The 13,084-nt window shown below is 72.0% G+C and carries 15 protein-coding genes and 1 pseudogene; 12 read left to right on the top strand and 4 right to left on the bottom strand.

The window, feature by feature from the left end:
* The first annotated feature begins 28 nt into the window (after nt 1-28).
* The 4 genes from leuC to ACI1MP_RS13890 all read left to right on the top strand — a co-directional run bounded on the left by leuC (nt 29) and on the right by ACI1MP_RS13890 (nt 3,247).
* Nucleotides 29-1,450, top strand: coding sequence for a 3-isopropylmalate dehydratase large subunit (gene leuC / locus ACI1MP_RS13905; RefSeq protein ID WP_380334060.1), 1,422 nt, complete (start codon nt 29-31; stop codon nt 1,448-1,450).
* Nucleotides 1,451-1,453: 3 nt separating this feature from the next.
* Nucleotides 1,454-2,050 (top strand): 3-isopropylmalate dehydratase small subunit, encoded by a 597-nt coding sequence (gene leuD / locus ACI1MP_RS13900; RefSeq protein WP_380334063.1) that lies wholly within the window; start codon nt 1,454-1,456, stop codon nt 2,048-2,050.
* A 134-nt stretch (nt 2,051-2,184) separates the two neighbouring features.
* Entirely contained in the window at nt 2,185-2,475 is a 291-nt protein-coding gene (locus ACI1MP_RS13895) for a hypothetical protein (RefSeq protein WP_369880806.1), read from the top strand.
* A gap of 133 nt (nt 2,476-2,608) precedes the next feature.
* Nucleotides 2,609-3,247 carry an HU family DNA-binding protein gene (locus ACI1MP_RS13890; RefSeq protein ID WP_404868777.1) on the top strand — a complete coding sequence of 213 codons (639 nt, stop codon included), beginning with the start codon at nt 2,609-2,611 and terminating at the stop codon, nt 3,245-3,247.
* 205 nt (nt 3,248-3,452) lie between these two features.
* Here ACI1MP_RS13890 and ACI1MP_RS13885 read toward each other — a convergent pair whose 3' ends face one another.
* Entirely contained in the window at nt 3,453-4,193 is a 741-nt protein-coding gene (locus tag ACI1MP_RS13885; RefSeq protein WP_380334068.1) for a GntR family transcriptional regulator, read from the bottom strand.
* A gap of 142 nt (nt 4,194-4,335) precedes the next feature.
* Here ACI1MP_RS13885 and ACI1MP_RS13880 point away from each other — a divergent pair, with 142 nt between their 5' ends.
* Nucleotides 4,336-4,581, top strand: coding sequence for a hypothetical protein (locus tag ACI1MP_RS13880; protein ID WP_043916136.1), 246 nt, complete (start codon nt 4,336-4,338; stop codon nt 4,579-4,581).
* A complete protein-coding gene (locus ACI1MP_RS13875) occupies nt 4,578-4,934 on the top strand; it encodes a hypothetical protein (RefSeq protein ID WP_380334071.1) in 357 nt (118 codons plus the stop codon). Before ACI1MP_RS13880 ends, ACI1MP_RS13875 begins: the two co-directional genes overlap by 4 nt.
* A gap of 317 nt (nt 4,935-5,251) precedes the next feature.
* Here the strand turns inward: ACI1MP_RS13875 and cofC are convergent.
* Nucleotides 5,252-5,932: pseudogene (gene cofC / locus ACI1MP_RS13870) on the bottom strand (2-phospho-L-lactate guanylyltransferase); the annotation flags it as partial.
* A 227-nt stretch (nt 5,933-6,159) separates the two neighbouring features.
* On the opposite strand from cofC, the gene ACI1MP_RS13865 reads away from it, so the two are divergent.
* From ACI1MP_RS13865 to ACI1MP_RS13855, 3 genes are read left to right on the top strand one after another with little or no spacing between them, the layout of a single operon-like run.
* Nucleotides 6,160-6,963: a lysophospholipid acyltransferase family protein gene (locus ACI1MP_RS13865; RefSeq protein ID WP_363482187.1), complete on the top strand. Its 804-nt coding sequence runs from the start codon at nt 6,160-6,162 to the stop codon at nt 6,961-6,963.
* Nucleotides 6,960-7,961, top strand: a complete 1,002-nt coding sequence (locus ACI1MP_RS13860; protein WP_100590055.1) for an NAD(P)H-dependent glycerol-3-phosphate dehydrogenase — start codon at nt 6,960-6,962, stop codon at nt 7,959-7,961. The genes ACI1MP_RS13865 and ACI1MP_RS13860 overlap by 4 nt, the downstream gene beginning before the upstream one ends.
* A gap of 30 nt (nt 7,962-7,991) precedes the next feature.
* Nucleotides 7,992-9,134, top strand: coding sequence for a D-alanine--D-alanine ligase family protein (locus ACI1MP_RS13855; protein ID WP_100590054.1), 1,143 nt, complete (start codon nt 7,992-7,994; stop codon nt 9,132-9,134).
* Here the strand turns inward: ACI1MP_RS13855 and ACI1MP_RS13850 are convergent.
* Nucleotides 9,131-9,670 carry a DUF3515 domain-containing protein gene (locus ACI1MP_RS13850; RefSeq protein ID WP_404868776.1) on the bottom strand — a complete coding sequence of 180 codons (540 nt, stop codon included), beginning with the start codon at nt 9,668-9,670 and terminating at the stop codon, nt 9,131-9,133. The two genes, ACI1MP_RS13855 and ACI1MP_RS13850, sit on opposite strands and share 4 nt — an antisense overlap.
* A gap of 19 nt (nt 9,671-9,689) precedes the next feature.
* Nucleotides 9,690-9,923: an Lrp/AsnC family transcriptional regulator gene (locus ACI1MP_RS13845; RefSeq protein WP_100590052.1), complete on the bottom strand. Its 234-nt coding sequence runs from the start codon at nt 9,921-9,923 to the stop codon at nt 9,690-9,692.
* 170 nt (nt 9,924-10,093) lie between these two features.
* Here ACI1MP_RS13845 and ACI1MP_RS13840 point away from each other — a divergent pair, with 170 nt between their 5' ends.
* The 3 genes from ACI1MP_RS13840 to thiD all read left to right on the top strand — a co-directional run bounded on the left by ACI1MP_RS13840 (nt 10,094) and on the right by thiD (nt 13,055).
* Nucleotides 10,094-11,062: a thiamine-phosphate kinase gene (locus ACI1MP_RS13840; protein ID WP_404868775.1), complete on the top strand. Its 969-nt coding sequence runs from the start codon at nt 10,094-10,096 to the stop codon at nt 11,060-11,062.
* 135 nt (nt 11,063-11,197) lie between these two features.
* Entirely contained in the window at nt 11,198-12,223 is a 1,026-nt protein-coding gene (locus ACI1MP_RS13835) for an ATP-dependent 6-phosphofructokinase (RefSeq protein ID WP_100590050.1), read from the top strand.
* A gap of 31 nt (nt 12,224-12,254) precedes the next feature.
* On the top strand, nt 12,255-13,055 hold the full coding sequence (thiD, locus tag ACI1MP_RS13830; protein ID WP_404868774.1) for a bifunctional hydroxymethylpyrimidine kinase/phosphomethylpyrimidine kinase: 801 nt from the start codon (nt 12,255-12,257) through the stop codon (nt 13,053-13,055).
* The last annotated feature ends 29 nt before the right edge of the window (nt 13,056-13,084 follow it).

Here is a 13,084-nt window from a genome sequence, read left to right as displayed (position 1 = left end):
GGCAGAGCGGCCGGCTGGAGGGAATCCGATGGGACGGACACTCGCAGAGAAGGTCTGGGACGACCACGTCGTCCGGCGCGCCGAGGGCGAGCCCGACCTGCTCTACATCGACCTGCACCTGCTGCACGAGGTGACCAGCCCGCAGGCGTTCGACGGGCTCCGGCTGGCCGGCCGCCAGGTGCGCCGCACCGATCTGACGATCGCCACCGAGGACCACAACACCCCGACCCTGGACATCGACAAGCCGATCGCCGACCCGGTCTCCCGGGTCCAGCTGGAGACGCTGCGCCGGAACGCCGAGGAGTTCGGCGTGCGCATCCACTCGCTGGGCGACGTCGAGCAGGGCGTGGTGCACGTGGTCGGCCCGCAGCTGGGCCTGACCCAGCCGGGCATGACGGTGGTGTGCGGCGACTCCCACACCTCCACCCACGGTGCTTTCGGCGCACTGGCGTTCGGCATCGGCACCAGCCAGGTCGAGCACGTGCTGGCGACCCAGACCCTGCCGCTGGCCCCGTTCCGGACCATGGCGATCACCGTCGAGGGCGACCTGCCCGAGGGCGTCACCGCCAAGGACCTGATCCTGGCCGTGATCACCAAGATCGGCACCGGCGGCGGCCAGGGCTACGTCCTGGAGTACCGCGGCTCGGCGATCCGCAGCCTCTCCATGGAGGCCCGGATGACGATCTGCAACATGTCCATCGAGGCGGGCGCCCGGGCCGGCATGATCGCCCCGGACCGCACCACCTTCGACTACCTGCAGGGCCGCCCGCACGCCCCGCAGGGCGCGGACTGGGACGCCGCGGTCGCCTACTGGGAGACCCTGGCCACCGACGAGGACGCGGTGTTCGACGCCGAGGTGTTCATCGACGCCGCCGAGCTGACCCCGTTCGTCACCTGGGGCACCAACCCGGGCCAGGGCGCGCCGCTGGGCGCCAACGTGCCGAACCCGGCCGACTTCGAGGACCCGCAGGAGCGGACCGCCGCCGAGAACGCCCTGAAGTACATGGGCCTGGAGGCCGGCACCCCGCTGCGCGAGGTCAAGGTCGACGCCGTGTTCGTCGGCTCCTGCACCAACGGCCGGATCGAGGACCTGCGCGCCGCCGCCGCGGTGCTGGAGGGTCGTCAGATCGCCGACAGCGTGCGGATGCTCGTGGTTCCGGGCTCGGTCCGGGTCGCCCTGCAGGCCGTGGAGGAAGGCCTGGACAAGGTGTTCACCGCCGCGGGCGCCGAGTGGCGGCACGCCGGCTGCTCGATGTGCCTGGGCATGAACCCCGACCAGCTGGCCCCGGGCGAGCGCTGCGCGTCCACCTCGAACCGCAACTTCGAGGGCCGGCAGGGCAAGGGCGGTCGCACCCACCTGGTGTCGCCGCAGGTCGCCGCCGCCACCGCGCTGCTGGGCCGGCTGGCCGCACCTTCCGACCTCTCGAACAACGTCGCCGTGGAGGCCTGAGCCATGGAGAAGTTCACCACCCACACCGGCCGCGCCGTCCCGCTGCGCCGCTCGAACGTGGACACCGACCAGATCATCCCGGCGCACTGGCTGAAGAAGGTCACCCGTTCCGGCTTCGAGGACGGCCTGTTCGAGGCCTGGCGCAAGGATGAGGAGTTCGTCCTCAACCGCCCCGAGCGCCAGGGCGCCACGGTGCTGGTGGCCGGCCCCGAGTTCGGCACCGGCTCGTCCCGTGAGCACGCGGTCTGGGCGCTGCAGAACTACGGCTTCCAGGCCGTCGTCTCCTCCCGGTTCGCCGACATCTTCCGCGGCAACTCGCTGAAGAACGGCCTGCTGACGGTGGTCCTGCCGCAGGAGACCGTGGAACGGCTCTGGGAGTTGACAGAGGCCGACCCGACCGCGGAGATCACCGTCGACCTGGAGGCCCGCGAGGTCCGGGCGGAGAACATCACCGCTCCGTTCGAGCTGGACGACAACGTTCGCTGGCGGCTGCTGAACGGTCTGGACGACATCAGCATCACGCTGCAGAACGAGGCCGATGTCGCCGCGTTCGAAGCGAAGCGCCCGGCCTACAAGCCGCGCACCCTCCCGGTCGTCTGAGTGACGGCATTCTGACGGTCCGACAACAAGACCCGCCCCCCTCCGGGGCGGGTCTTCGTTGTTCGCAGGGGAGTTCGTCAGCCGTGAATAGACCCTGGTTCAGCGCAACTGCGTACAGATGGCACAATCGTTGCATGCACCACAACCCCGAACCGCCGTACCCGGGTGGCGAACCCGCGTTCGCGGAGGGTCGGGACAGTGCTGCCGACTCGGAAGTCACCCTGCTCCACGCACTGGTGGCCGAGCGGTTGAAGCAAGCCCACGCCCGCGTTCACGCGCTGAACGTGTCGACGGACGCAAAGACCGCTCTCACCCGACAACTGCTGATCGTCACCGAGACCGCCAAGCGTGATCTCCCGGAGGCGGCACGGCGGTTGAGTCGCTTTGTGCAGGACCTCGACGAGGGGCGGATGCCGCCCCGGTGAGCACCTCCATGCGCAAATACGTTGCGACACTAGGGTGATTCACGCGTTTGGTAATTGAAAGTCCGCAGATACATACCTAACGTGCGAAAAGAACGGATGGAATCATCCGGCGCCCGTTTCCGAAGGGGAAGACGTGAACAAGGCTCAGCTTGTCGAAGCGGTGGCCGAGCAGCTGGGCGGTCGCAAGGCTGCCGCAGAGGCCGTCGACGCAGTGCTCGACACCATGGTGCGTGCCGTCGTGGCGGGTGACCGGGTGTCGGTCACCGGCTTCGGCACCTTCGAGAAGGTGGAGCGCTCGGCGCGCTTCGCCCGCAACCCGCAGACGGGTGAGCGGGTCAAGGTCAAGAAGACCGCGGTGCCGCGGTTCCGCCCGGGCCAGGGCTTCAAGGACCTCGTCTCCGGCAGCAAGAAGCTGCCGAAGGACGGCCCGTCCGTGAAGAAGGCGCCCAAGGGCTCGCTGACCCCGGGCAAGTCCGGTGTGGCCGCCACCCCGGCCGCCAAGCGCGCCGCCACCAAGCGCGCCGCCGCTGCCGCCGCCCCGGCGACCAAGAAGACCGCTGCGAAGAAGACGGCCACCACCGCGGCCAAGAAGACGGCCACCACGGCGGCGAAGAAGACCACCGCGGTCAAGAAGGCCACCACCGCCAAGACCACCGCGGCGAAGAAGACCACCACCGCGGCCGCCACCAAGAAGGCCGCCGCCAAGAAGACCGCTCCGGCGAAGAAGACCACCGCGCGCAAGACCACGGCGCGCAAGTCCACCGCCAAGTAGTCGCACCGAGCCCGGTGCCGGATCAGCCGGCGCCGGGGCGGCCAGGCCGTGACGGCCCCACGCCAGGGAACCCGGACCTCCGGAGGCCCCGGACCGGGGCCGTCGCGGCCTTTTCGCGTCCGGGGGACGGATCGTTCGGGCACCCGTCGACGGGTCGCGGCCGAGCGATCGCAGCCGGTCGGGAAATGCGCCGGGCCGGACGGAATTACTCCGGCTGTTCCACCGGCAGCTCGTAGATGATCTCCCAGCGGGAATCCGGAATCACCAGATCCGCGGTCTCCACCGGTCGGCCGGAGTCGTCCAGATACGTCCGCTCGATCAGCATCACGGGATCGCCCGCGCCGATCCCCAGCAGATTCGCCTGCTCCGGCGTCGCCCGCCCGGGACGCGGCCGTTCCTCGGCGCGCACCACCCGGACCCCGATCGAGGCCATCCGCTCCACCACTCCCCGCCCGCTCAGCGGACCCAAGTCCGGCAGCAGGATGGGAGTTCCGTCGGTGATCGCCATCGGCTCCCAGGACTCGGCGAGTTGGACCGGCCTGTGCTCCAGCATGAACTCGTAGCGGGTGTGGACCGTCAACTCGCCCGGCTCGATGCCCAGTCGGCGCGCGACCGCGGGCGGCGGCTCCACCCGGGCCTCGCTGTGCGCGTCCCAACTCCCGTTCGGCACAGCGGAGGCGGGGAACGCGTCGACCGTCCGGGCGCGCCGCATCGGACGCCGCTCCACCGGCTCGCGCAGATACGTGCCCGAACCCGCCCGGCCCTCCAACAGGCCTTCGGCGATGAGGACTTCCTGCGCCCGCTGGAGCACGTTGGCGCCCACGCCGTAGCTCACGGCCAGCTGCGCACGGGACGGCAGCCGCTCGCCGATCGCCCACTCGCCGTCCGCCACCCGGCGGCGCAGGTGGTCCGCGATGCGGAGGTACGGCGGGTCCTGTGAGGGCATCTGGCATCTCCCGGCGGAAGGCGAGACCTGCCGGATTGCGGCAGGACGGGTGATTCAGCTTGACAATCTAATGCATCAGGTGGAATCTAATGGCTTAGATTCACTTTGCGTGATCGGCCGACTTCGGGGGAGAGGGCGTGGCGTGCGAACCACCAGGGTGTTCGACCTTGCCTCCAGGCTCGCCGCCGCCACCGGAGCCGAAGCCCGGATCCGCCGCCTCCCCGGCGGCGGCCACCGGATCGAAGCCACCCTCCCCGGAAACCCGGACGCCGAGGTCCACCTGGTGCTCCTCGACGTCCTCACCGAGGCCGACCGCTACGGCCATCGCCACACCGCCCGGTCCCACACCGTCTGGGCCGAACTCGACCCGCCACAGGAGCCGCCGTGAAGGGCCAGCAGTCCGGATACGCCGTCAGCATCGAAGGCATCACCGAATCGGCCTCGTTCCTCTCCCTCGCCGACGCGCTCGCCTCGCTCTGGGGCACCCTCCGGACGCTTCCGCTCGGTTGGACGCAGTACGAGGCCTACCGCTACTTCTTCGGGCCGGGCGCCGCGCAGCGCACCGAGAGCTTCCTGCTCCGGGACGGCCACCTGCTGCTGAGCTTCGTCCTGCTCGGCCAGACCCGGCTGATCCGGGTGGTCCCCACCGCCGCGGGTCCGCTGCAAGTCGCCCCGAGGCGCCTGGAGTTGCTCAACACCCCGGCCGTCATGGCGCTCTGCCTGCGCAAGTCGGCGGCGTAGCACGCCCGGAGGCGCACCTCGCCCGCGGACCGGTCCGAAGTCCGGTCCGCCCGGCGATTCCCGACGGAGCGTCAGGCGGACTCGGGGTCCGGGAAGGTGGGGAGGGTGAGGAAGGTGACGCGCCGGGCGGCGCCCTCGCCGGTGGTGCGGATGCGCAGGCGCTGGCCGGGGCGGAGGAGCCGCAGGCCGCCGGCGTCGAAGGCCGGGGCGTCGAAGGGGACGGGAGTGCCGTCGTCGAGCAGGACCGAGCCGGAGCGGGTCGTGGGGTCGAAGGTGAACGCGGTGGCCTGCATGGGAAGCAGCATAGAGCTTCGGAGCAGGGCGCCGGTGGCCGGGCCGAGGCCGAGTCGGAGGGCGTCGGCCAGGTCCTCGGGGGTGTCGACGTCGCGCCGGACGGACGGCACGTCGGGGAGCCGGAGTTCGGCCGCCCCGCCGGCCGCGTGGCGTCGCCGGGAGTCGGGCCCGAAGGCCGGCCGCAGCGGGACGCCGGGCGGGCCGGCCAGCAGGACGGTCCCGGTGCCGGGGGTGTCCGCGAGGAAGGCCCGGCCGTGCGGGAGCGCGGCGGCGAGGACGCGGGCGAGCTCGGCGGGCCGCAGCGCCGGCAGGTCCGCGGAGAGGGTGGCGACGGGGGAGTGCGGGTGCAGCCGGTGCGCCGCGCCACTGCCGTGCGAGAGCGCCGGGTTGAGCCCGTCGCCGGGTTCGTCGTCGAGGACGGTCGCCCCCAGCGCGCGCAGCGCACCGGTGGCGCGCGGATCCCGTCCCACCACCAACACCCGTTCGACCGTCGGGCAGGCGAGCGCCGCGGCGACGGTGTCGAGCGCGAAGGCGAGGGCCAGCCGGGGCCGTAGCGCACCCAGCGCGGCGAGCCGGCTCTTGGCCTCGGCCAGCGGCTTGACCGGGACGACCAGGGTCCAGCCGAGCCGCGGAGCCGCACCGTCCGGGCCCGGCCCCGGGGCGGACGGGCGGACGGTGGCTGGGCGTACGGTGTCCTCTGTCATCGGCGTCATTGTGACGTCGGCCGGGGAGCCCTGGCCAGCGGTTCCGGGGTGTTCGGGCCGTCGGCGGGGCACTGGTCGGCCGGTGGCGGTGGTGGCTGCTCGACACGGACTTCCCTCGCGGGTGAGACTGGTCGGCGCCTCGGAGCCGCTGCCCGGCCCCCGGCGAGGGAGAGAGAGACCAGCGGCACCGCCCGGGCGGGACGCCGCGCGAAAGAGGAGGAGCTGGGGTGGCCCGCCGCTCTAACGCCAGGTTCGGAAACGCCGACTACGGGATCTGGTACCGCCTGGCGGCAGCGCTCGTGAAGCCGGTGACAAACGCCTTGGCGACAACGGACTGGCGAGGCTGGGAGCACCTGCCCGAGAAGGGCGGCTTCATCGCCGTGGTCAACCACAACTCGGTGATCGACCCGGTGTTCTACGGGCACTGGCAGTACAACTCGGGCCGCCCGCCCCGGATACTCGGCAAGTCCTCGCTGTTCCAAGTGCCGTTCATCGGATTCATGCTGCGCAAGACCGGCCAGATCCCGGTGTTCCGGGATTCCACCGACGCCGCCGACGCGTTCCGGGCCGCGATCGACGCGGTCAAGGGCGGCCAGTGCGTGCAGTTCTACCCGGAGGGCACGCTCACCCGGGATCCGGACATGTGGCCGATGACCGGCAAGAGCGGCGCCGCCCGGGTCGCGCTGATGACGGGCGCGCCGGTGATCCCGGTCGCGCACTGGGGCGCGCAGGAGATCATCCCGCCGTACGGGAAGGGCGGAAAGGGCAAGTACCACCTGTTCCCGCGGCACAAGGTGACGGTCGCGGCCGGTCCGGCGGTGGACCTGAGCAAGTACCAGGGCCAGGAGATCACCGCCCAGGTGCTGCGCGACGCCACCGACGACATCATGGCGGCGATCACCGCCGTACTGGAGGGAATCCGCGGCGAGCAGGCCCCTGCCGAGCGCTACGACATGCGCAAGGCCGCCAAGGAGCGGGCCACGGCTGCCGAGGCCAAGCGTGAGCGCGCCGCCGAGGAGGGTGGCCGGTGACTCGCTGCGCCGTGATGGGGACGGGCTCCTGGGGCACCGCCTTCGCGATGATCCTGGCCGACGCCGGCTGCGAGGTGACCCTGTGGGGCCGCCGGCAGGAACTCGCCGACGCCATCAACAAGGAGCACGTCAACCGGGACTACCTGCCGGGTCTGACGCTTCCCCGGTCGATCCGGGCGACCACCGACGCGGCCGCCGCACTGGCCGGCGCCGACTTCGCGGTGCTGTCGGTGCCGTCCCAGACGCTGCGCGACAACCTCGCGCACTGGGCGCCGATGCTGGCCCCTGACACCGTGCTGGTCAGCCTGATGAAGGGCATCGAACTCGGCACCGCGAAGCGGATGAGCGAGGTGATCGCGGAGGTCGCGCAGGTCGGCCCGGAGCGCGTCGTGGTGGTGTCCGGCCCCAACCTGGCCGGCGAGATCGCCAACCGGCAGCCCGCCGCCACGGTGGTCGCCTGCACCGACGAGGACGTCGCCAAGCGCTTCCAGAAGGCCTGCCACACCCCGTACTTCCGCCCGTACACCAACACCGACGTGGTGGGCTGCGAGCTCGGCGGCGCGGTGAAGAACGTGATCGGCCTGGCGGTCGGCATGGCCAACGGCATGGGCCTGGGCGACAACACCAAGGCCACCCTGATCACCCGCGGGCTGGCCGAGACCACCCGGCTGGGCCTGCGCCTCGGCGCCGACGCGCACACCTTCGCGGGCCTGGCGGGCATGGGCGACCTGGTGGCGACCTGTTCCTCGCCGCTGTCCCGGAACAACACCTTCGGCACCAACCTGGGCCGCGGCATGACGGTCGCCGAGACCATCGCGGCGACCAGCCAGACCGCGGAGGGCGTGAAGTCCTGCGAGTCGGTGCTCGACCTGGCCCGGCGCAACGGCGTGGAGATGCCGATCGTCGAAGCCGTGGTCGACGTGGTGCACAACGGCCGGCCGACCCAGGAAGTGCTGAAGGGGCTGATGGCCCGTTCGGCCAAGCCGGAACGCCGGTGACCGGAATCGGACGGTAGTCTCAAAGCCGATATGAGCATCGAACAGACCTCCCCGAACCAGTCGGCCAAGCCGCGCGTCGCGATCGTCTTCGGCGGCCGGAGCTCCGAGCACGGCGTGTCCGTGGTCACCGCCGCCAGCGTGCTGCGCTCGATCGACCGCAGCAAGTACGAGGTGCTGCCGATCGGCATCACCCACGAGGGCCGCTGGGCCCTGGTCGGCGACGAACCCGCCCGGATGGCGATCACCGACGGCCGGATGCCCGACGTCGACCAGGTCGCCGAGTCCGCCGAGGGCCAGGTCGCGCTGCCGCTCGCGCCCGGCAACCGCGACGTGGTCTGGACCGAGCCCGGAGCCGCCCCCAAGGTGCTCGGCGAGGTCGACGTGGTGCTGCCGCTGCTGCACGGCCCCTGGGGCGAGGACGGCACCCTGCAGGGCCTGCTGGAGCTCTCCGGGGTGCCGTACGTCGGCTCCGGCGTGCTGGCCAGCTCGGTCGGCATGGACAAGGAGTTCACCAAGCGGATCATCGAGTCGCTCGGCCTGTACGCGGGCGAGTACACGGTGGTCAAGCCGCGCGAGTGGCAGTCCGAGACCGGCCGGGCCGCCGCCCGCGAGCGGATCGCCGGGCTCGGCCTGCCGCTGTTCGTCAAGCCCTGCCGGGCCGGCTCCTCGATCGGCATCACCAAGGTCAAGGATCTCGCCGACCTGGACGCCGCGATCGACGAGGCCCGCCGCCACGACCCGAAGGTGATCGTGGAGAAGGGCGTCGAGGGCCGCGAGATCGAGTGCGGCGTGCTGGAGTTCGAGGACGGCCCGCGCGCCTCGGTGCCCGCCGAGGTGCTGGTCGACGCCGACTTCGAGTTCTACGACTTCGAGGCCAAGTACATCGACTCCTCCGAGGTCGAGATCCCGGCGAAGCTCACCGACGCGGAGCGCACCGAACTCCAGCGGCAGGCCGTCGAGGTGTTCGAGGGCCTCGGCTGCGAGGGCCTGGCCCGGGTCGACTTCTTCCTGCTGAACGACGGCCGGTGGATGGTCAACGAGATCAACACCATGCCCGGCTTCACGCCGATCTCCGCCTACCCCAAGATGTGGGAGGCCACCGGCGTGCCCTACGCCGAGCTGATCGACCGCCTGCTGGCCGCCGCGCTGCGCCGCTCCACGGGCCTGCGCTAGGAGTTGCCGTCCAGGCAGTCCGAGTCGGCCGTCCCGTCGATCCGCGGGACGGCCGCCCGGATGGCGGGCGAGAACGAGGAGAGCGGGTCCGCGTAGTTCGGGTACGCGCCCGCCGGGACGTGCACCTCGACGTACGCGAGGCGCAGCCCGGTGGCGAAGAAGTACCCGCCCCTCCCGTCCTCGCTCATGCCCCAGCCGACCTCGTCGACGCACGGGCCCTTGCGCAGGGTGTCGTTCAGGTAGTCGGGCCGGTCCCCGCCGCAGGTCAGCACCGTGCGCGGGGAGGACGCCCAGGCCGCCGTGTACGGCGAGGCGGGCGACGGGTCCTTGCGCGGGTGGCCGAGCACCTCGCCGGGCAGCCTCGCGTCCAGGGCCCGGCAGTACTGCGCGGCCTGGGCGCTCGGCGTCGGCGGGGCGACGTCGGGTTCACCGCTCCAGGAAGCGACCAGCCCCGCCGTCAGGGCGAGCAGCGCGGCGGGGGGCGCGAGCCAGCGCACCGGCGCGGGCAGGCGGTTCAGGAGGTCGCGGAAAGGCACCCGTCGATGGTAAGCGCCCCTACAGGCGAACCACCGGACAGGTCAGGGTGCGGGTGATGCCCTCCACCTGCTGCACCCTCGCCACCACCAGGCGGCCCAACTCGTCGATCGACTCCGCCTCGGCGCGGACGATCACGTCGTACGGACCGGTCACGTCCTCGGCGGTGAGCACTCCGGGGATCTTGGCAATGGACTCGGCGACCGCGGTGGCCTTGCCCACCTCGGTCTGGATCAGGATGTACGCCTGCACCACGGTGGACCTCCAGGCGGCTGGGTAAGGGGAGTTGCTGACCGGCAGTCTGATCACCACGCTACCGCGCGACAGCGGCACAGGGGAGACCTTCGCCCCCTCGGAGGGCGTACGCTGCCGCGCGGGGGGCGCACCCCAGACGGATCACGTGAAGGACTCGGGAGGACGGGCTGATGCAGGGGACCGTGGGCGAGCTCGGCGAGTTCGGGCTCATCCGGGAGCTGACCGCACGGCTGCCGATGACGCCGGTGGTGGAACTCGGGCCCGGTGACGACGCGGCGGTGGTCAAGGCCCCCGACGGCCGGGTGGTGGCCACCACCGACGTGCTCATCGAGGGCCGGCACTTCCGCCGCGACTGGTCCACCGCGTACGACGTGGGCCGCAAGTGCGCCGCGCAGAACCTCGCCGACATCGCCGCGATGGGCGCCGTCCCCACCGCCCTGCTGCTCGGCCTGGTCGCCCCCGCCGACCTGCCCACCACCTGGGCCACCGAACTGATGGACGGCCTGCGCGACGAGTGCCAGGTGGCCGGGGCCACCGTGGTCGGCGGCGACGTGGTCCGCGGCGACACCATCACGCTGGCCATCACCGCCCTCGGCGACCTGCAGGGCCGCCGCCCCGTGGTCCGCTCCGGCGCCCAGGTCGGCGACGTGGTCGCCGTCACCGGCTGGCTCGGCTGGTCCGCCGCCGGGCTGACCGTCCTTCAGCGCGGCTTCCGCTCCCCGCGGGCCTTCGTCGAGGCGCACCGCCGCCCCGAACCGCCGTACCACGCCGGCCCCGCCGCCAGCGACCTCGGCGCCACCGCCATGGTCGACGTCTCCGACGGGCTGGTCGCCGACCTCGGCCACGTCGCCCGGGCCAGCGGCGTGGACATCGACCTGCGGGCCGCCGACTTCGACGTCCCCGCGCAGATGGCCGACATCGGCCAGGCCGTCGGCGTCGACCCGCTGGTGTGGGTGCTGTCCGGTGGCGAGGACCACGCGATCGTGGCGACCTTCCCCAAGAGCGTCGGACTCCCGGCCCGCTGGCGGCAGATCGGCGAAGTGGTCCGCCCTGCCCGGGCCGGCCGCGGGGGCGTGGTCACGGTCGACGGCGCCCCCTGGGACCGCACCGCGGGATGGGACCACTTCGCCGAGCAGTAGCCCGCCCGCCGTTACCCCTCGGTACGGCCTCCAACGCGTAGGGTGGCGACTGTCGGGCGGACCGGCGGCGTCGGCGGTCCGGTCTCCACCTACGCGGGGGTCCCGTGCCCTCGGGAGCAGGAGAGCACAGCCACCATGCGCATCGGCGTTCTCACCAGCGGCGGCGACTGCCCCGGACTCAACGCGGTGATCCGCTCCGTCGTGCACCGCGGCACCGACGTGCACGGCGACGAGATCATCGGCATCGAGGACGGCTTCCTCGGCCTGATCGAGAGCCGCGCCCGCCCGATCTCGCACGACGACGTCACCGGCCTGCTCACTCTCGGCGGCACCATCCTCGGCTCCGCCCGGGTGCAGCGCGAGAAGATCCGCTGGGCGGTCGAGAACTCCGCCGAACTCGCCGCCCGGCTCGGCATCGACGCCCTGATCGCGATCGGCGGCGAAGGCACCCTGACCGCCGCCAAACTCTTCAGCGACGCCGGGCTGCCGGTGGTCGGCGTCCCCAAGACCATCGACAACGACATCGAAGCCACCGACGCCACCTTCGGCTTCGACACCGCCGTGCACGTCGCCACCGAGGCCATCGACCGCCTCAAGACCACCGCCGAGTCCCACCAGCGCGTCATGGTCGTCGAGCTGATGGGCCGCCACACCGGCTGGATCACCCTCACCGCGGGCATGGCCGGCGGCGCGCACGGCATCCTCGTCCCCGAGAAGCCCTTCGACATCGAGGCCGTCGCCCGGATGATCGAGGACCGCTTCCGGCGGGGCAAGAAGTTCGCCATCATCGCGGTCGCCGAAGGCGCGCAGCCGCTGCCCGGCACCCTGCGCTTCGAACACGGCGAGGTCGACCGGTTCGGCCACCAGACCTTCGGCGGCATCGGCACCCGGCTCGCCCTCGAACTGGAGAACCTGCTCGGCAAGGAGGCCCGGCCGGTCATCCTCGGCCACACGCAGCGCGGCGGCACCCCGACCGCGCTCGACCGCGTCCTCGCCACCCGCTTCGGCTGGCACGCCGTCGAAGCCGTCCACCAGGGTGCCTTCGGACACTTCACCGCCCTGCGCCACACCGAGATCCACCTCACCCCGATCGCCGACGGCGTCGTCCGCCTCAAGACCGTCCCGCCGGACCGCTGGATCGAATCCGAGGCCGTGCTCTGACGCGTTTCCCCCGGTCGGTAGGTTGGGGCACATGACCACCAACACCGCCCCGCCCCGGGTGCTCACCGTCGCCGGCTCCGACAGCGGCGGCGGTGCCGGGATCCAGGCCGACCTCAAGGCGATGCTCGCCCTCGGCGTCCACGGCATGAGCGTCATCACCGCCGTCACCGCGCAGAACTCGCTCGGCGTCCAGGGCTACTGGGAACTGCCCGCCGAAGCCGTCCGCGCCCAGTACCGCAGCGTCGTCGACGACATCGGCGTCCAGGCGATCAAGACCGGCATGCTGGCCTCGATCGAACTCGTCGAAACCGTCTCCGCGCTCCTCGCCGACGCCCCCGCCCCCGTGGTCGTCGACCCGGTCGGAGTCTCCAAGCACGGCGACGCGCTGCTCGCCGCGGAGGCTGTCGCCACCGTCCGCGAGCGGCTCCTGCCGGTCGCCACGCTGGTCACCCCCAATCTGCACGAGGTGACCCAACTCACCGGGCTGGAGGTCACCGACGAGAGCCGGATGCTCGACGCCGCGAAGGCGCTGCGCGACCTCGGGCCCCGCTGGGCGCTCATCAAGGGCGGCCACCTCGAAGGCGAAGCCGCCGATCTCCTCCTCGGCCCCACCGGCGAAACCCACTGGTACCGGGCCCCCCGCCACGACAACCGCCACACCCACGGCACCGGCTGCACCCTCGCCAGCGCGATCGCTTCGCAGCTGGCGAAGGGGGATTCGATGCCGGTCGCGGTCGCCCACGCCAAGGCCTATGTGACGGGCGCCATCGAGCACGGCTTCGCACTGGGTTCCGGCATCGGGCCGGTGGACCACTTCTGGCAGCAGCGGTAGGCCATCACCAGGGGCCCGGGGGTGCACCA

It is taken from the genome of Kitasatospora griseola, from assembly GCF_044999035.1.
Taxonomy (GTDB): domain Bacteria; phylum Actinomycetota; class Actinomycetes; order Streptomycetales; family Streptomycetaceae; genus Kitasatospora; species Kitasatospora griseola.
Note: the sequence above shows the minus strand (reverse complement) of the source record. Positions and strands in the feature narration are given on the sequence as shown.

Excerpts from the sequence above, each read along its gene's own strand:
- ACI1MP_RS13855 (WP_100590054.1), top strand. The coding sequence starts at position 7,992 with ATGAGCATCGAACAGACCTCCCCGAACCAGTCGGCCAAGCCGCGCGTC.
- ACI1MP_RS13895 (WP_369880806.1), top strand. The coding sequence starts at position 2,185 with ATGCACCACAACCCCGAACCGCCGTACCCGGGTGGCGAACCCGCGTTC.
- leuD (WP_380334063.1), top strand. The coding sequence starts at position 1,454 with ATGGAGAAGTTCACCACCCACACCGGCCGCGCCGTCCCGCTGCGCCGC.
- ACI1MP_RS13885 (WP_380334068.1), bottom strand. The coding sequence starts at position 4,193 with ATGCCCTCACAGGACCCGCCGTACCTCCGCATCGCGGACCACCTGCGC.
- leuC (WP_380334060.1), top strand. The coding sequence starts at position 29 with ATGGGACGGACACTCGCAGAGAAGGTCTGGGACGACCACGTCGTCCGG.
- ACI1MP_RS13835 (WP_100590050.1), top strand. The coding sequence starts at position 11,198 with ATGCGCATCGGCGTTCTCACCAGCGGCGGCGACTGCCCCGGACTCAAC.
- thiD (WP_404868774.1), top strand. The coding sequence starts at position 12,255 with ATGACCACCAACACCGCCCCGCCCCGGGTGCTCACCGTCGCCGGCTCC.
- ACI1MP_RS13840 (WP_404868775.1), top strand. The coding sequence starts at position 10,094 with ATGCAGGGGACCGTGGGCGAGCTCGGCGAGTTCGGGCTCATCCGGGAG.